The organism is Kaistia sp. 32K (assembly GCF_016629525.1).
In the GTDB taxonomy this organism is placed as follows: domain Bacteria; phylum Pseudomonadota; class Alphaproteobacteria; order Rhizobiales; family Kaistiaceae; genus Kaistia.
Map to the genome: position 1 here is coordinate 4,344,251 of NZ_AP024269.1, position 14,177 is coordinate 4,358,427.

Consider the following 14,177-nt stretch of genomic DNA (forward strand, 5'->3'; position numbering starts at 1 on the left):
GCGCCGACACCGTTCAAAGGGGAGGAAGCATGAAGAATTCCGTTCTGGCGCTCAGCGCCGCCAGCCTGCTGCTCGGGGTCTCGGTCTCGGCCGCCCTCGCCCAGGTCAAGCCGCCGGTCACGCCGCCCGATCCGCCGAAATTCGATGCCCAGGGCAAGATCGATTATGTCGGCGTGAACGACATCCTCGAATTCAAGGCGCTGCCCGAATATCACGAGCCCGATTGGGTCACGAAGAACTTCGTCGACACCGGCAAGCTGCCGGCGGTGAAGGACCGGCTCCCGAAGGAGCCGATGGTCTACAAGAAGGGCAATACGGTCGACGGCATCGGCGTCTATGGCGACACGATGCGCCACGTCATCGGCGGCCGGCCGGAAGGCTGGAACTACACCGCCGGCCAGACCCAGGGCTGGGGCGGCATCGACATCGGCCTCTCCGAATGCCTGACGCGCTCCGGCCCGCTGTTCCAGATCCGGGCCGACGAGCTGCAGCCGCTGCCGAACCTCGCCAAGAGCTGGGAATGGTCGGAAGACGGTCACACCCTGACCATGCATCTGATCGAAGGCGCGAAATGGTCGGACGGCCAGCCCTTCACCACCGCCGATGCGATGTTCTACTGGGAAGACAACGTCAACGATCCGAACGTCACGCCGCTGAACGGCGCCACGCCGGCCTCGTTCGGCGAGGGCACGACGCTGAAGGCCGATGGCGACTACACGCTGATCTGGACCTTCAAGGAAGCCTTCCCGAAGCAGTATCTCTACCAGATGGGCTACGGCACCTTCTGCCCCGGCCCGGCGCATATCCTGAAGCCGCAGCATCCGAAATATTCGAAGAACACCTACGCGCAGTACAAGAACGCCTTCCCGCCGGAATATCTCAACATTCCGGTGATGGGCGCCTGGGCGCCGGTCGAGTATCGCCCCGACGACATCATCGTCATGCGCCGCAATCCCTACTACTGGAAGGTCGATGAGGCGGGCAACCAGCTGCCCTACCTGAACGAGCTGCACTACAAGCTCTCGACCTGGGCCGACCGCGACGTGCAGGCGGTCGCCGGATCGGGCGACTTCGCCAATCTCGAGCAGCCGGAAAGCTTCGTCGAGGCGCTGAAGCGCTCGGCCAGCGCCGACGCCCCGGCCCGGCTGGAATTCGGCCCGCGCATCATCGGCTACTCGCTCTACCAGAACCTCTCGGCCAATGGCTGGGGTGAACCGGACGAGCGCGGCCAGGCCGTGCGCGAACTGAACCGCAACGAGCATTTCCGCAAGGCGGTCACCTCGGCGATCGACCGCAAGCGGCTCGGCGAGTCGCTGGTCAAGGGTCCGTTCACCACCATCTATCCGGGCGGCATCTATTCCGGCACGACCTATTACGACCAGGGCTCGACCGCCTACTATCCCTTCGACCTCGAAGGCGCCAAGGCTGAGCTGGCGCTGGCCGGGCTGAAGGACACGGACGGCGACGGCATCCTCAACTTCCCGGCCGGAACGGCGGGCGGCAAGAACGTCGAGGTCACCCTCCTCGTCAACGCCGACTACCAGACCGACAAGAGCCTCGCCGACGGCATCGTCGCGATGATGGAGCCGCTCGGCATCCGCGTCCTGCTGAACCAGGTCGAGGGCAAGCAGCGCGACGCGCTGCAGCAGGGCGGCCAGTTCGACTGGATGATCTTCCGCAATCAGGAAGATCTGACCTCGGTCGTGCAGAAGTCGGTCAACCTCGCCCCGGTCGGCCCGAAGACCAGCTGGTTCCACCGCGCCGGCAAGGACGGCCAGGTCGACCTGCTGCCGTTCGAGCAGGAGATCGTCGACGTCGTGAACAAGTTCATCGCGACGCCCGATGCCGCCGAGAAGAAGGAACTGATGAAGCAGTTCCAGAAGCTCTACACCGACAATGTCTACGGCATCGGCCTGACCCAGTACCCGGGCGCTCTGATCATCAACAAGCGCTTCGCCAACATCCCGAAGGGCGTTCCGATCAACCTCTTCAACTGGGCCGAGGACAGCATCATCCGCGAGCGCGTGTTCGTACCGGCCGACAAGCAGGGCAAGTACGAACTGTTCCCGGAAACGCTGCCCGGCGCTCCCGGTGACAAGGGCGGACCGGCGAAGGGTTAAGCCCGAGCCGTACCATCGATCCGGACGAGGGGGCGGGATCCCGCCCCCTCGTTCCCTTCCCGTCCAAACAGGGAGCTGTTGCCCCAATGTTGCGCTTCCTGACTATGCGCATCCTGTCGGCGATCCCGGTGCTGTTCGTTCTCAGCGTCGTGACCTTCGCCATCATCCAGGCGCCCCCCGGCGACTATGCGGACTTCATCCGCGCGCAGTTGATGAACCAGGGCGGCGCGTCCGCCGTCGTCGCCGAGGCGCAGGCCGAAGCCTACCGCCAGGCGCATGGCCTCAACGATCCCGTCATCGTCCAGTATTTCCGCTGGATCTGGGGCATCCTGACCCGCTTCGATTTCGGCGACAGCTTCTTCTACAACAAGCCCGTCTCGACGGTGGTGGCCGAGCGGCTGCCGCGCACGCTGATGCTGGCGCTGGCCTGCCACATCCTGGCGTCGCTGCTCGGCATCACCTTCGGCATCATCGCCGCCACGCGGCAGTACAGCTGGATCGACTCGACGCTCTCCTTCGTGTCGTTCCTCGGCATGACCGTGCCGCGCTTCCTGATGGCGATCATCATCGTCTACATCCTGGCGTTCAAAATGAACGTGCAGGAGATCGGCAGCTTCTTCTCGCCCCAATATGGCGGCGCGCCCTGGTCCTGGGCCAAGTTCGTCGACCTGGTGAAGCATATCTGGCCGGTCGTCGCGATCGCCACCTTCGGCGGCCTCGCCTACAACATGCGCGTGATGCGGGGCAATCTGCTCGACACGCTGAACGCCCAGTATGTCGAGACGGCGCGCGCCAAAGGCCTGCCGGAATCGCGCGTGATCCTTCGCCACGCCGTGCCCAACGCCCTGCATCCGCTCGTCATGTATCAGGGCGTCGCGCTGCCCTACATGCTGACCGGCGAGATCGAGGTTGCGATCGTCTTCGCCCTCGCCACCGTCGGCCCGGCGATCGTCGGCTCGATGGCGGTCGGCGACGTCTATGTCACCGCGACCTTCATGCTGGTGCTCGCGACGACCCTGATCATCGGCAACATCATCGCCGACATGCTGCTGGCGTTCCTCGATCCCCGCGTCCGCCTCGGGGGAGAAAAGTCATGACCGACCGCATCGAGAGCCTCGCGACCGCGCCGCCGGCGGAACCGGCCGCGCCGGTGGCTGCCCCGAACGCCCGCTTTTCGCATGGCAACGAAGGCTATCTTGCTCTCGTCTGGCGCCGCTTCCGCCGCTCGGTCATGGGCATGATCGGCCTCACCATGGTCGTCGGCCTGCTCCTGATGTCGCTATTCGCGGATTTCGTCGCGCCGGTCGACCCGCGCGCCAACGGCATCGGCTTCGCCCCGCCCGACCACATCAGCTTCTTCGCGCCGGACGGTTCGTTCAGCCTGGTGCCGCGCATCTATCCGATCGTCGAGACGGACGAGCTCGACCCGGTGACCTTCCAGCCGATGACCGGTCCGGACCTCCAGAACCCGCACATACTCGGCCTGTTCGTGCGCGGCTACGAATACAAGCTGCTCTGGCTGATCCCGAGCAACATCCATCTGTTCGGCTCGCGCGACGGCGCGCCGATCCATCTGCTCGGCACCGACAAGTTCGGCCGCGACATTCTTTCCCGCGGCATCGTGGGGTCCAGGATCTCGCTCACCATCGCGCTGATCGTCGTGCTGATCACCACCACGGTCGGCACCACGATCGGCATCACGTCGGGCTATCTGGGCGGGCGGATCGACGCCTGGGTGCAGCGTTTCGTCGAGCTGGTGCTGGCCTTCCCGCAATTGCCGCTCTACCTGGCGCTGACCTCGCTGATCCCGATCACGGCGCCGTCCAACGTCTTCATCGCCTTCGTCATCGGCGTGATGGCGGCGCTCGGCTGGGCGCAGCTGTCGCGCGAGGTGCGCGGCAAGACGCTGGCGCTGGCAAGGGTCGAATATGTCCGCGCCGCCATGGCGGTCGGGGCCGGCGACGGGCGGATCATCTTCCGCCACATCCTGCCCAACGTGATGAGCCACGTGATCGTCGGCGTGACGCTCGCCATCCCGACCATCGTGCTGCTCGAATCGTTCCTGGGTTTCCTCGGCTTCGCCGTGAAGCCGCCGCTGATCTCCTGGGGCCTGATGCTGCAGGATACGGGCGCCTTCTCGGTGATCGGCTCCTATCCGTGGATCCTCTCCCCCGTCGTCTTCGTGCTGATCACCGTCTTCGCGTTCAACGCGCTGGGCGACGGTCTGCGCGACGCGATCGACCCCTACTAGGTGGAGTTCATGGCCTTGATCCCCAACGAATTCGCTCCGGCCGAACGCTATGACCTCAACGCACATGGCCGCGAGCTGATCCTCGATGCCCGCAACGTCGCTGTTACCTTCAAGGTCGAGGGCGGCACGGTCGACGCGGTGCGCGACGTCTCGTTCCAGCTGCACAAGGGCGAGACGATCGCGGTCGTCGGCGAGTCGGGCTCCGGCAAATCGGTGACGGCGCGCACCATCATGGGGCTCTTGTCGAAGCGCGCCACCGTCGCCAAGGACGCCCGCATCGACTTCGAAGGCAGGAACGTCCTCACGCTCAACGACGTGCAGCGTCGCAAGCTGCGGGGCAACCGCTTCTCGATGATCTTCCAGGAGCCGATGAGCTCGCTGAACCCGGTCTACACGATCGGCCAGCAGATCGCGGAGGTGCTGCATCTGCACAACCGGATCAGCCGGGCCGACGCGCGCAAGCGCGTGCTGGAGCTCCTGAAGGAAGTGCAGATCCCCGATCCGGAAGCGCGGATCAAGCAGTACCCGCACCAGCTTTCCGGCGGCCAGCGCCAGCGCGTCATGATCGCCATGGCGCTCGCCAACCGGCCCGACATCCTGATCGCCGACGAGCCGACCACAGCGCTCGACGTCACCGTGCAGGCGCAGATCCTGAACCTGATCCGCGAACTGCAGAAGCGCTACGGCATGGCGGTGATCCTGATCACGCACGATCTGACGATCGTCCGGCAGTTCTCGGACTACGTCTATGTGATGCAGCATGGCGAGGTGCGGGAGCACAACGTCACCGAGACGCTGTTCCAGAACCCGCGCCACGCCTATACGCGCCACCTGCTCGCCTCCGAGCCGAAGGGATCCGCCAATCCGCTGCCGGAGGGAACGCCGGTCATGCTCGAGGGCCGCAATGTCCGCGTCGCCTACACGCTGAAACGGGGCGGCCTGTTCAAGCCGGACTACTTCCAGCTGCTCGCCTGCGACAATCTCAGCCTGGAGCTGCGCCGGCACGAGACGCTCGGCATCGTCGGCGAGAGCGGTTCCGGCAAGACCACCTTCGGCCAGGCGCTGATCCGGCTGATCCAGCATTCGACCGGCGAGATCGTCTTCGACGGCGAGCCGATCCACGACCGCGACCGCAAGGCGATGCGGCCGCTCAGATCGCGCATGCAGATCGTCTTCCAGGATCCGTTCTCGTCGCTGAACCCGCGCATGTCGATCGGCCAAATCATCGAGGAAGGTCTGATCGTCAACGGCATCGGCGCCAACCGCCAGGACCGTGTCGACCGCGTCCGCCAGGCGCTCCGCGATGCCGGTATGCCGGACGCCATTCTCGGACGCTTCCCGCACGAGTTCTCCGGCGGCCAGCGCCAGCGCATCGCGATCGCCCGCGCCATCGCGCTGGAGCCGGAATTCATCCTGCTCGACGAGCCGACCTCGGCGCTCGATCTCTCCGTGCAGGCGCAGATCATCGATCTCCTGCGCAAGCTGCAGGACGAGCGGGGCCTCTCCTACCTGTTCATCTCGCACGACCTGAAGGTGGTGCGGGCGCTCTGCCATCGCGTCATCGTCATGCAACACGGCAAGATTGTCGAACAGGGACCGGTCAGCGAGGTGCTGACCCATCCGCAGAACGAGTACACGGCCCGCCTCGTGCGCGCCGCGTTCCAGATAGCCGCCTAAAGAATCTGCCTACCGGAGCTCTCCCCATGACTGCCAATCCCAGGATCACCTTCATCGGCGCCGGCTCGACCGTGTTCATGAAGAACATCGTCGGCGACATCCTGCAGCGCCCGGCGCTGTCGGGCGCCACCATCGCGCTGATGGACATCAACCCGCAGCGCCTCGAGGAGAGCGCGATCGTCGTCCGCAAGATCGCCTCGACGCTCGGCGTGCCCGCGAAGGTCGAGACCCATACCGACCAGAAGAAGGCGCTTTCCGGCGCCGACTTCGTCGTCGTCGCCTTCCAGATCGGCGGCTACGACCCGTGCACGATCACCGATTTCGAGGTGCCGAAGCGCTACGGCCTGCGCCAGACCATCGCCGACACGCTCGGCGTCGGCGGAATCATGCGGGGCTTGCGCACCGTGCCGCATCTCTGGAAGATCTGCGAGGACATGCTCGCCGTCTGCCCGGACGCGATCATGCTGCAATACGTCAACCCGATGGCGATCAACACCTGGGCGATCACGGCCAGGTATCCGACGATCCGCCAGGTCGGACTCTGCCACTCCGTGCAGGGCACGGCGATGGAACTGGCGCATGACCTCGACATTCCCTACGAGGAAATCCGCTACCGTTCCGCCGGCATCAACCACATGGCGTTTTACCTGAAGTTCGAGCATCGCCAGGCCGACGGATCGTATCGCGACCTCTATCCCGACCTCGTCCGCGGCTACCGCGAGGGTCGGGCGCCGAAGCCCGGCTGGAACCCGCGCTGCCCCAACAAGGTGCGCTACGAGATGCTGACGCGGCTCGGCTATTTCGTCACCGAGAGCTCCGAGCATTTCGCCGAATACACGCCCTATTTCATCAAGGAAGGCCGCGAGGACCTGATCGAGAAATTCGGCATTCCGCTCGACGAATATCCGAAGCGCTGCATCGAGCAGATCGCGCGCTGGAAGAACCAAGCGGAGGAATACCGCACGGCCGACCGGATCGAAGTATCGCAGAGCAAGGAATACGCCTCCGAGATCATCAACTCGGTCTGGACCGGCGAGCCCTCGGTGATCTACGGCAACGTCCGCAACAATGGCTGCATCACGTCGCTGCCGGCCGATTGCGCGGCGGAAGTGCCCTGCCTGGTCGACGCCTCGGGCATCCAGCCGACCTATATCGGCGAACTGCCGCCGCAGCTCACCGCCCTGATGCGCACCAACATCAACGTGCAGGAACTGACGGTGAAGGCGCTGCTGACGGAGAACCGCGAGCACATCTACCACGCCGCGATGATGGACCCGCACACGGCGGCCGAGCTCGATCTCGACCAGATCTGGCATCTGGTCGACGACCTGCTGGCGGCGCATGGCGAATGGCTGCCTGAATGGGCGCGTGGCGCGGCCAAGCAGCGGGTGGCGTAAGCCGAACCTGGTTCCATTCCCCTTCCAAGCAGGAAGCTGTGCGCGAGCCCCGGCGACTTCCCCTCGCCGGGGCTCTCTTCATTCCAATCGCCGAGCCGTTCCCCTCCCCGCGCCGTCCGTCATCCCCGCGAAGGCGGGGATCCATTCAACCGGGTTTTCGGGAGGTATTCTCGGGTTCGCCTCGGCTGTATGGATCCCCGCCTTCGCGGGGATGACGGCGCGGGCGGCCCGGCCAGACCCTACCGGCCCATATAGGCGCGGCGGGCGATCTGGTCTTCGAGGCTCAGCCAGCGGCGCGACACCTCGTCGTCGTTCTGGCGCGAGGCCTCGCGCGCCTCGCCCTGCAGCGACTTGAGCCGCTCGACCGGCAGCTCGATGTTGGCGTCGAGCTCCTCGGCGATCTCAACGAAGCGCTCGGCCGCAGCCTGGCCGCCGAGAAGCGGCGCCGCGTCCTCGGCGAGGAAGCGATCCCACGACAGACTGGGCTCGTAGCCGAAGCGGGCGAAGGCGAGATAGGAGAGCTCGACCGTCGCGTGATAGGGCGACGGCTCGCCCCAGACGGTCAGGCCCTGCATGCCGACGTCGGCGCAGAAGCGGTTCATGTCGGCGAAGACGCGGCCGTTGAAGGCGTAGCGCTCGGTGCGGCGGTCGCCGTTCCACTGGCAGGCGAACTGGCAGCGCAGCACGTTCGGCTGCGTCGGCAGTTTTTCCACGTCGGCCCGCGTCAGCTCCTTCTGCAGCCGGCCCCAGAAGGTGCGGTTGGTGGTGTGCTGGTAGATCGCGCCCTTCGGCATGCTGCGCTGGGCGTCATGCGCGACCGGATCGAACAGATTGTCCCACTGCAGCTCGCTGTAGATCCAGGCGTCCGCCTTCTTCACCTTCGCCGCGCGATAGAGCCGCGGGAAGTTCTCGGCCATGTCGGTATGCGACCATGAATCGCCATGGTCATCGACACGACGGGCCGCCTCGGCCTCGTTGTTGCGGCGGGCGACACAGCGCGCGCAGCCGCAGACGCCGTAGTCACCACTCTCGATGTTGACGCCGCCGATCTCGAAGGTGTCGGCGAGCCAGCTCACGGCCTCCTCCATCCAGTCCATCGTCTCGGGCGCGCTCGGGCACGCGCTCATGGTGTAGTCGGAGCGCGGGAAATTGAGCGGGAAGTCGAGGTCGGCGATCTGGAAGCCGACGCCCTTCTCCATGCTGGCGGCATGCTGCGGGTTCTTCTTCAGCCAGGTGGCGAGGTTATAGGGGTGGTCGCCCTCCCAGTAGACGCCGCCATAGGAGCCGATGGCGATGCCGGGCACGATGCGCACGCCGCGCTCGGTCGCGTAGCGGCAGAGTTCCTTCGCCGCCTCGATGCCACCATGCGAATTGCGCAGGAAGCCGTAGATGACGACGGAGGGGATGCGGTTGCGGCTGGCGAAATCGACCAGCCGCGTATAGTCGCCGAGGAAGCCGGAAGGCGGCTTGCCATAGGGATTGAAGACGCCGATTTCCTGATGGCCGACCTGCGACAATTCCCAGTTGGTCGAATGATCCCAGGTCCAGAAGGTGCGGTAGGCCAGGCCGGGCGCGACGCGGCGCTCGCCGGCCGGCACCTGCACCGCGCCATCGGCCAAGCGGGCGCGCGAGATCAGTTCCTCAGCCCCGTAGATCACGCCGGAGAACGGGCCGCCGGCGATTGTAATCTCGGCGTTCGAGCCGTCCCTCGGCCGGACCGTCAGCGTGAACGCGCCTTCCGCCAGCGCGCGATCCTCGACGAGGCGGATGACGGGAAGGCTGGTGGAAGCCGCCGTGATCGGCACGAATTCGAGCGCCGGAAAGGCCTGCCGCAGCCGCCGCGCCGCATGAACGTGCCGCTCGCCACCTTCCAGCGCGACCCGTCCCGCGATCCCTACTTCACCCGCTGCAGCCATCCGTCATTCCTCCTCAAGCCATGCGATTCCAATCGCCGCGATCCTCCCGGCGATGTTGACAGGATTGCGCATCTCATATCAAATATCAACGCTGACTATCGTCAGTGATATTGCATCGAAATTCGAACCGCCGGCCACCCGCCGGCGGCGCTTGGGAGGGCGGAATGAAGTCTGGCTTGGAACTCAAACAGACCTGGCCGCTCCCGAGCCGACCGCGCCCGATCACCATCATCGGCGCCGGCGACATCGTCACCAGCGCGCATCTGCCCGCCTATCGCAAGATCGGCCTACCGGTCGCCGGCATCTTCGATCTCGACCTCGACAAGGCGCGCGCCGTCGCCGCCGAGTTCGATATTCCCGTCGTCTATGACAGCCTGGCGGCGGCGATCGCCGCGCGCACGGACGACACCGTGTTCGACCTCGCCTTGCCGCCGGCCGCGATCCTCGGCGCGGTGGAACAGCTGCCGACGGGCAGCGTCGCGCTGATCCAGAAGCCGCTCGGCGCCAATCTCGGCGGCGCGCGCCGCATCCTCGAGGCGATTGACGCCCGCAGGATCACCGCCGCCACCAATTTCCAGCTCCGCTACACGCCCTCCATGCTGGCGATCCGCGACGCGGTCCAGCGCAGCCTGCTCGGCGACATCGTCGAGCTGGAAGTGCGGCTCGCCATCTACATGCCGTGGGAGATGTGGTCGTTCATCCCGCATCTCGACGCCGTCGAGATCCCGCTGCACTCGATCCACTATCTCGACTGGATCCGTTCGATCCTCGGCGAGCCGGAAAGCGTCTACGCCAAGGCGGTGCCGCATCCGCGCTATCCCGACTTGAAGGATGCGCGCTCCAGCATCATCCTCGACTACGGTTCGCGCGCCCGCTGCAACCTGTCGCTCAACCACACCTACAATTACGGCCCCAAGCACATCGACGCGACGATCCGCGTCGAGGGCACCAAGGGCTGCGCCCATCTCGATCTCGGCTATCTGCACGACTACCTGAAGCCGGTGCCGGAAAAGCTCGAGGTGATCGTCGAGGGCGGCGAGTGGACGGAGATCCCGCTGGTCGGCGAGCGCGTGCCGGACGCGTTCGGCGCCGTCATGTCCAATCTGCAGCGCTTTGCCAACGGCGAGGACAGCCAGCTCGATACCGACGTGCACGACTCGATCCGCACCATGGCGCTCGTCGATGCCTGCCTGGCATCGAGCCGGCTCGGCGGCGTGGTTCCGCAGCTCGCCTGACTGCCAATTCGTCAGTAAACTCAATATCTTGCACCGCCGCGCCCCGCGCGGCGGCATGTTTGTTTACGCCTGTCGCTCGGCCTCGCCACGATCTCGTTTCTTATAAGAAATCTCTATTTCAATAGAAAAACCGCTGTGCTAGCGTTGCCGCGTGGCCGACCAAAAACCCGTCTCAAGGGCACGCGGCCATGGCGGGGTTAAAGGGATGCTGACCGCTCATATCGCGCCGTCCGAAGGCTGCCCGACCTCGCGTCCGGCGGCGGCGACAGCGATGCGTCGATCGGCGGACCGAACAGCGGATGACGGCCGAGCGGCCGACCGCCCGGAACCAGCCGGGTGGGTGAACAGCGCGAAAACCTGACGGAAAGGGAATACGATGAAGCCAACACCATTCGGGACCGGCCGGCTCGCCGTCCGCTCCATGCTCGCGGGCCTCGCGCTCGCCTCGATGACGGCGCTCGGCGGCCAGGCCGCGCTGGCGCAGGACGTCACCACCATCCGCGTCCTGAACTGGGAACCGGGCGGCGCCGACTACTGGAAGGCGCTGGTCGCCGAGTTCGAGAAGCAGAACCCGACCATCAAGGTCGAGCTCGAGACGGTGCCGTTCGACCGCTATCCGGAAGTCCAGGGCCCCTACATCACGACCAAGAGCGGCCCGGACGTGATGGAGAACAATGCCGGCCTCGAGCTGTTCGACCGCCGCCGCGCCTATGCCGAGCTGCCGCCGGAAGTGCTGGAAGCCGGCAAGGACCTGATCACCTATAGCGGCGGCTGCCTGAACTTCGACACGACCAAGTCCTGCTACGGACTGCCCTTCGGCTACCAGGGCAACGTCATGTACTACAACAAGAAGGTACTGACGGAAGCCGGCCTCGACGCCGCCAACCCGCCCAGGACCTGGGACGAGATGGACGCCGCCTGCGAGAAGGTGAAGGCTGCAGGCAAGACCTGCATCGCCATCGGACTCTCCGGCATCTTCCCGGCCTACTGGAACTTCCCCGAAGTTGCGCGCAACTACCTGACCGAAGACGACATGCGCGCCATGCTCGCCGGCAAGATGCCCTGGACCGACCCGAAGATGGTCAACATCCTGAAGGGCCTCGCCTCGATCACCGAGAAGGGCTGGACCAATTCCAGCGCCCCCTCGATCACCATGCTGCCGGATGGCGCCGACATCTTCCAGAGCGGCAACGCCGCCTTCGCCGGCACGATCATCTCGGACGCCGCCAACTGGGCCGCCTTCGGCAAGATCCTCGGCGACGAGAATCTCGGCGCCATGCGCTGGCCGACGATCGTCGCCGACGCGCCGCTCGCGAACAGCTTTTCCGGCATCGAGAGCTCGGTCTTCGGCGTCTCCGAATGGAGCGACAAGAAGGACGCCGCCTTCCAGTTCGTGAAGTTCATGGCCGGCAAGGAGAATGCCGAGCTCCTGAGCAAGGTCGCCGGCGGCATCTCGCTCAACAAGAACGTCGACCCGTCGGTGCTGCCGAAGTCGGAAGCGCTCACCCAGATCCTCGAGATCATCAAGACGCCGACCCTGCATGCCGGCGTCCTGCTCTCCGGCCAGGAAGCTGATGCGCTCGCCCGCGGCTGGCAGGAAGTCTCGCTCGGCCGTCTCTCGGTCGAGGACTGGACGGCGCGGATGCAGAAGGCGCTCGAGCAGAGCCCGAGCAAGCGCCAGTAACGGCCACGCTCGCGCAAGCCACGCAGGGAGGCTCCGGCCTCCCTGCCCTCAACGAAAAGGCAGGACCATCGATGGCTGAGCTGGCCAAACTGGCTACCGGCGCCGGCACGGGCGCGGCGGGGGCGAGACGCCCCTGGATCCGACGCGACATGCTCGTCGCCACCCTGTTCGTGCTGCCGGGCCTCGCGCTCGCCATCCTGTTCAAGCTGGTGCCGCTCGTGCGCACGGTTTGGCTCAGCCTGCAGGAGACGCGCGGCTTCGAGGATCCGACCTTCGCCGGCCTCGACAACTACCGCACCATGCTGAGCGACCCCTCAGTGCACGACTCGTTCCGCAACGCGCTGATCGCCTTCGCGACGCTGCCGGTCTGGATCGTGCTGCCGCTGGTGCTCGCCTTCCTCCTGTTCCAGAAGACGCCGGGCTGGAAGTTCTTCCGCGCCGCGTTCTTCCTGCCCTACATGATCGCGCCGATCGTCGTCGGCATCATGTTCCGCCAGATCCTGGCGCCGGACGGGCCGCTGAACGCGCTGCTCCGCGTAATCGGCCTCGCGCCGCTCGCGATCGAATGGCTGAACGGTCCGACCAGCGCGCTGCTGTCGCTGACCGCCGTCGCGCTCTGGAGCTTCTTCGGCCTCGGCGTGCTCACCTATCTCTCCGGTCTCTCGACGGTCTCGGAAGAAGTGGTCGAAGCAGCCAAACTCGATGGCGCCGGCTTCTGGCAGCTGCTCTTCCACATCATCATGCCGCTGCTCAAATCGGTGATCGGCTACTGGGCGGTGCTCTGCACCTCCGGCATCCTGATCTGGATGTTCCCGCTGATCTACGCGCTGACCAAGGGCGGCCCGGGAACGGCGACCGTGCTGCCGGAATTCCTCGTCTTCACTACGACGTTCCAGTTCCTCGACCGCGGCCTGGGTGCTGCCATCGGCATGGCGCTGTTCGTGTTCGTCGCCATCGTCTCCGCCTTCGTCGTCCGCCGCATGTATGTCGAAGGGAGCAAGCCCCGATGAAATCCTCCGCCTCCACCTCGCAGGTGACGATCTCCTCGGTCCGCATCGCGCTGACGCGCTGGCTGGTCACGGCGGTCCTCGTCGTGCTCGCCGTGGTGACGCTCTATCCGCTTGTTTTCACGGTGATCAATTCGCTGAAGACGCGCGCCGACTTCGCCGCCGATCCGCTCGGCTTCGTCACCGACATCACCTTCGACAACTACATCGAGACCTTCCAGCGCATGCAGGTCGGCCGGCTGCTGGTCAACAGCATCATCACCACGGCGGGCGGGCTGGTCCTCTCGACCGTCGCGGCGCTGTTCATCGCCTATGCCGTCACCAAGCTGAAGATCAAGGGCGGCAACTACATCTTCCTGTTCATCATCGCGATGCTGGTGATCCCGAGCCAGGTGATCATCTATCCGCTCTACGAGACGATCCTCGACCTCGGTTTCGGCGGCACCTATCAGGGCCTGATCTTCGCCTATGCCGCCTTCGGCCTGCCGCTCGGCACCTATCTGCTGTCGGCCTATTTCCGCGCGATTCCGGATGAGCTGATCGAGGCGGCCCGCCTCGACGGCGCTGGCGACATCCGCATCCTGTTCTCGATCCTGCTGCCGATCTCGATCCCGGCGATCGCGGCGCTGTCGATCCTGAACTTCGTCTGGATGTGGAACGACCTGCTGCTGCCGCTCGTCATCATGGGCGGCTCCGACAAGAAGACGCTGATGGTCGGCGTGGCGCTTCTATCCGGCCAGTACGACGTCTCGATCCCGCTGATCAGCGCCGGACTGATCGTCGCCCTGCTGCCGGTGATCCTCGTCTACATGCTGTTCCAGCGCCAGATCCTGTCCGGCGCCATCGCGGGCGCGGTGCGGTGACGCGCGCCGAAAAGGCGGGGCCGTCTC

Annotated in this window: 10 protein-coding genes; 9 read left to right on the forward strand and 1 reads right to left on the reverse strand. The window is 65.5% G+C overall.

The annotated features are described in order from the left end of the window. Positions 1 to 29: 29 nt before the first annotated feature. The 5 genes from K32_RS20105 (at position 30) to K32_RS20125 (ending at position 7,445) form a co-directional block, all read left to right on the forward strand. Positions 30 to 2,120: an ABC transporter substrate-binding protein gene (locus tag K32_RS20105; protein ID WP_201401212.1), complete on the forward strand. Its 2,091-nt coding sequence runs from the start codon at positions 30 to 32 to the stop codon at positions 2,118 to 2,120. An 86-nt stretch (positions 2,121 to 2,206) separates the two neighbouring features. Continuing rightward, positions 2,207 to 3,217 (forward strand): ABC transporter permease, encoded by a 1,011-nt coding sequence (locus K32_RS20110; RefSeq protein WP_201401213.1) that lies wholly within the window; start codon positions 2,207 to 2,209, stop codon positions 3,215 to 3,217. Next, positions 3,214 to 4,371, forward strand: coding sequence for an ABC transporter permease (locus K32_RS20115; protein WP_201401214.1), 1,158 nt, complete (start codon positions 3,214 to 3,216; stop codon positions 4,369 to 4,371). The genes K32_RS20110 and K32_RS20115 overlap by 4 nt, the downstream gene beginning before the upstream one ends. Positions 4,372 to 4,380: 9 nt before the next feature. Then, positions 4,381 to 6,048 (forward strand): ABC transporter ATP-binding protein, encoded by a 1,668-nt coding sequence (locus tag K32_RS20120; RefSeq protein WP_201401215.1) that lies wholly within the window; start codon positions 4,381 to 4,383, stop codon positions 6,046 to 6,048. A 26-nt stretch (positions 6,049 to 6,074) separates the two neighbouring features. Next, positions 6,075 to 7,445 (forward strand): alpha-glucosidase/alpha-galactosidase, encoded by a 1,371-nt coding sequence (locus K32_RS20125; protein ID WP_201401216.1) that lies wholly within the window; start codon positions 6,075 to 6,077, stop codon positions 7,443 to 7,445. Between the two features lie 239 nt (positions 7,446 to 7,684). Here K32_RS20125 and K32_RS20130 read toward each other — a convergent pair whose 3' ends face one another. Further along, positions 7,685 to 9,361, reverse strand: coding sequence for a hypothetical protein (locus K32_RS20130; protein ID WP_201401217.1), 1,677 nt, complete (start codon positions 9,359 to 9,361; stop codon positions 7,685 to 7,687). A gap of 164 nt (positions 9,362 to 9,525) precedes the next feature. Here K32_RS20130 and K32_RS20135 point away from each other — a divergent pair, with 164 nt between their 5' ends. The 4 genes from K32_RS20135 (at position 9,526) to K32_RS20150 (ending at position 14,150) form a co-directional block, all read left to right on the forward strand. Continuing rightward, entirely contained in the window at positions 9,526 to 10,596 is a 1,071-nt protein-coding gene (locus tag K32_RS20135; RefSeq protein ID WP_201401218.1) for a Gfo/Idh/MocA family protein, read from the forward strand. Positions 10,597 to 10,972: 376 nt separating this feature from the next. Then, positions 10,973 to 12,280 carry an ABC transporter substrate-binding protein gene (locus tag K32_RS20140; RefSeq protein ID WP_201401219.1) on the forward strand — a complete coding sequence of 436 codons (1,308 nt, stop codon included), beginning with the start codon at positions 10,973 to 10,975 and terminating at the stop codon, positions 12,278 to 12,280. Positions 12,281 to 12,351: 71 nt separating this feature from the next. Continuing rightward, positions 12,352 to 13,290, forward strand: coding sequence for a carbohydrate ABC transporter permease (locus K32_RS20145; RefSeq protein WP_201401220.1), 939 nt, complete (start codon positions 12,352 to 12,354; stop codon positions 13,288 to 13,290). Further along, complete coding sequence (locus K32_RS20150; RefSeq protein ID WP_201401221.1) at positions 13,287 to 14,150, forward strand: carbohydrate ABC transporter permease; 864 nt, start codon at positions 13,287 to 13,289, stop codon at positions 14,148 to 14,150. The genes K32_RS20145 and K32_RS20150 overlap by 4 nt, the downstream gene beginning before the upstream one ends. The last annotated feature ends 27 nt before the right edge of the window (positions 14,151 to 14,177 follow it).

Bases quoted from the DNA above. Each gene is read 5' to 3' on its own strand.
- K32_RS20105 (WP_201401212.1), top strand. From the start codon at position 30: ATGAAGAATTCCGTTCTGGCGCTCAGCGCCGCCAGCCTGCTGCTCGGG.
- K32_RS20110 (WP_201401213.1), top strand. From the start codon at position 2,207: ATGTTGCGCTTCCTGACTATGCGCATCCTGTCGGCGATCCCGGTGCTG.
- K32_RS20115 (WP_201401214.1), top strand. From the start codon at position 3,214: ATGACCGACCGCATCGAGAGCCTCGCGACCGCGCCGCCGGCGGAACCG.
- K32_RS20120 (WP_201401215.1), top strand. From the start codon at position 4,381: ATGGCCTTGATCCCCAACGAATTCGCTCCGGCCGAACGCTATGACCTC.
- K32_RS20125 (WP_201401216.1), top strand. From the start codon at position 6,075: ATGACTGCCAATCCCAGGATCACCTTCATCGGCGCCGGCTCGACCGTG.
- K32_RS20130 (WP_201401217.1), bottom strand. From the start codon at position 9,361: ATGGCTGCAGCGGGTGAAGTAGGGATCGCGGGACGGGTCGCGCTGGAA.
- K32_RS20135 (WP_201401218.1), top strand. From the start codon at position 9,526: ATGAAGTCTGGCTTGGAACTCAAACAGACCTGGCCGCTCCCGAGCCGA.
- K32_RS20140 (WP_201401219.1), top strand. From the start codon at position 10,973: ATGAAGCCAACACCATTCGGGACCGGCCGGCTCGCCGTCCGCTCCATG.
- K32_RS20145 (WP_201401220.1), top strand. From the start codon at position 12,352: ATGGCTGAGCTGGCCAAACTGGCTACCGGCGCCGGCACGGGCGCGGCG.
- K32_RS20150 (WP_201401221.1), top strand. From the start codon at position 13,287: ATGAAATCCTCCGCCTCCACCTCGCAGGTGACGATCTCCTCGGTCCGC.